The organism is Neobacillus drentensis (assembly GCF_036962765.1).
GTDB classification, from domain to species: domain Bacteria; phylum Bacillota; class Bacilli; order Bacillales; family Cytobacillaceae; genus Neobacillus; species Neobacillus drentensis_C.
The window spans coordinates 1-2,985 of record NZ_JBALOS010000359.1 but is presented as its reverse complement, the minus strand read 5'-3'; the positions used below and the strand labels follow the sequence as shown (position 1 = coordinate 2,985).

3 protein-coding genes are annotated in these 2,985 nt (G+C 36.4%); 2 read left to right on the top strand and 1 reads right to left on the bottom strand.

The features are described 5' to 3' along the window. The first annotated feature begins 11 nt into the window (after positions 1-11). The gene (locus V7137_RS29395; RefSeq protein WP_335701341.1) at positions 12-1,544 is read left to right on the top strand and encodes a glycosyltransferase family 2 protein; all 1,533 of its coding nucleotides are present in this window, start codon (positions 12-14) and stop codon (positions 1,542-1,544) included. A 669-nt stretch (positions 1,545-2,213) separates the two neighbouring features. On the opposite strand, the gene V7137_RS29390 is transcribed toward V7137_RS29395, so the two are convergent. Further along, the gene (locus tag V7137_RS29390; RefSeq protein WP_335701340.1) at positions 2,214-2,384 is read right to left on the bottom strand and encodes a hypothetical protein; all 171 of its coding nucleotides are present in this window, start codon (positions 2,382-2,384) and stop codon (positions 2,214-2,216) included. A gap of 172 nt (positions 2,385-2,556) precedes the next feature. On the opposite strand from V7137_RS29390, the gene V7137_RS29385 reads away from it, so the two are divergent. Continuing rightward, positions 2,557-2,985, top strand: a 429-nt coding sequence (locus V7137_RS29385) for a GNAT family N-acetyltransferase (RefSeq protein ID WP_335701339.1), incomplete at its 3' end; no start/stop codon positions are given.

The window sequence follows — 2,985 nt, the reverse complement described above, 5'->3', positions numbered from 1 at the left end:
GGTGAATAAAGATGGGTTGGATTTGGAATCAGAAACAGCAGCATAATGCGAAAGGATATCATATTGTTGATCAAAAATTAACGGATGAGCTGAAACCGACAGTCGTTTCTGTCATTACCCCCGTTTATAATGCCGAAAAATATTTGAGAAAAACAATTGATTCTGTTGTAAATCAATCACTCGGGATGGATCAAATCGAGTACATACTAATCGATGATTGTTCTACAGACTCCTCAAGAGAAATCCTGTTAGAATACTCAGCAAAGTTTGCTAACATCAAGGTTGTTTTTCTGAAAAGAAATACAGGTACTCCCGGCCAGCCACGTAACATTGGTATTGAATTATCTCAATCTAAATATATGACTTTTTTAGATGCCGATGATTGGCTTGAACCTAATGGCCTTAAAACATTAGTAACGATTCTATCGGAAACCGGTGATGACTATGCAGTGGGGAAAACGATTCAGGTCCAATCAAAGGGGATGTCAATTGTCGGTGAACATGAATCGTGCATGGAAAGAAGAAGTGTATCGCCCTTTTCGATTCCGCATATCTTTCATCATTTAGGTCCAAGAGCACGTATGATCAAAACGAGCATCATAAAGGACAATCAGATTCTTTTTCCTGAAATGAAATTTGCGGAGGACAAGCAATTTTTCATGGATGTGCTTACCCATTGTCATACGATTTCCACTACCGAACATCCAATATATTATTTGAATCGGATTGATAACCAGGATACTCGATTATCAAATCGGACTAATATTATCCAAAAGACCAATTGTAATCTCAACGTAATTAACCATATTCTCAAGAAAAATTTAGATGTAGAAAAACAGAAGATGGTGTTAAACCGACTATATGAATTTGATTCCATTACTCGTTTTTTTAATACACCCCATTTTCAAAAAACGAAACTGAAACGGGTATATTACTATAAATTTAATCAAGTGCTAAAAACTACGAAGAATTTAAATTATGAGGTTTCCGAGGAATTCTTCCAACCAATTAATAAAGTGGTTTATAACTTATTTTCCAAAAAGAAATATAAAGACCTTGAGCACCTTTTTGCCTGGGATAAGCAGGAGAAAATCAAAGATATTTTGATAAAAGATAACCTCCCTTATATGATAGCACCCTTCTTAGAAGATAACGATAAATATATTCGCATTCCAATGCATTCCGTGTTAGAAGAGGAGTATGCTGATGAGGATCAATATACCCTTACATTTAAGGTGTTTGGCGATCATCAGGATACGCTCACCCACGGATTGATTCGGGATACAAAAAATGCCTTGCTTGAATCTTCTTATCCTGTAAGTCTAGATAAAAGTGGGAATGGTACGCTGACACTGGATTTTGAGTTATTAAACCAGCTTCCGTCATCAAACTACTCTATTTTTTTGCGATTTAATGATTATCTAAAAATTAACATCAGAAAACCGACACAAAGCAAAACGAAATACCATTATAAAAACCGCGAGTTTACTTTTTATGATACCGTCTACGGAAACGTTGGGTTAAAAATTTCTTCGGTAGAGTAAGAAACTGATTTCAATGGGATAGCCTTCGGCTATCTCTATTACTTTCAGTCCCTCCTCATCAATCCGTACGTGAGGTTTTCCCTCATACGGCTTTCCGACGTTCTTCATTCTTTGGCATTACGGTAGCTAATCGATTGTCCATCTACACCTCCACTGCTTTTCTTTCGTTTCACACGCTGCCATGCTTCCCATAGGACCAGTTGCCTGTCAGCTACTGAGCGTCTTGGTACTTACTCAAATTGGACTTTCACCAATTAGCAATTAACGGCTTGCTGGGCACGCATAAGAAAAAAGGCGACCTTCCTATTGAAGAATCGCAATTGTAATTTATCTTTATTTAAATGTCGGATTTTGCTTTCCAACTCTCACTAAAACGTGCCACAATAGTTTTAAGGCTAATCCCATTTGCTCTTTTTTCATATTATTGATTAGCCTTTTTAACCCATTTAGCACCTATTTTGTGCGTTTACCTAGATCTTAACATCTTCTTTCCCCATCCAAAACCATATCACCGTTTTGCACTACTGGTACATTTGTTAAAACGGCTTTTCCCGACATAAATAGCAGGATTAGTGGAAAAATCCCCCGATAAGACAAATGTTCATTTTTAAAACAACGTCATGTGCAAAATTAACTAATAGTAATTAAAGAGTCTAGCAAGAACGATCTCTAACAGCAGCCACCATAACCATGATGAAATGGATAGCCGCCATATCCATGATGGAATGGATGACCACCATAACCATGATGGAATGGGTGACCACCATAACCATGATGGATTGGGTAACCGCCATAACCCATGCCATAACCCATACCGCTTCCAAAGAAATCTCTTTCCATTTTATATCTCCTCCTCCTATTGTTTCCAAAAATAGTGTATGTGTCCATTTTTAAAGAGGAATAGATATTTGCCTATTTGAAAGTGCCTTCTTGGCTTTTATTTTATTTGCGGTATAGTCATAACTCCTCACTTGTTCATATAATGACAGAAATGGTGTAAGAGGTGGGGAAATTGAAATTTAAGATAATACCATCAAAGCATGCGGAAGCAAACGAATTGTTAAAGATTCAAAAAGAAGCGTTTCATTCAGATTTAATCAAATATAAGGATTATCATACAAGTCCTGCAACTGAATCATTGGATTACTTTTTTTTTAGAATGCAAAATTCTTTGCACTATTCTATTTTCGTTGATGACAGGATTGCAGGCGGAATCTGTCTTGTAAAGCAAACAAAAGATCATAATTATTTGTATCGAATTTTCCTTGGCTCTGAATTTCAAAATAAAGGATTGGGATCTAAAATTTTACAGGAGTTGGAAAGGCATTTCCCTAAAGTTAAAAAGTGGTCACTTGATACACCTAAGGACAACCGTAGAAATCGCCACTTTTATGAAAAATTTGGCTATAAAAAAACAGGGGAGCAACGAGTTAACGAATAC

Bases quoted from the DNA above. Each gene is read 5' to 3' on its own strand.
- V7137_RS29395 (WP_335701341.1), top strand. From the start codon at position 12: ATGGGTTGGATTTGGAATCAGAAACAGCAGCATAATGCGAAAGGATAT.
- V7137_RS29390 (WP_335701340.1), bottom strand. From the start codon at position 2,384: ATGGAAAGAGATTTCTTTGGAAGCGGTATGGGTTATGGCATGGGTTAT.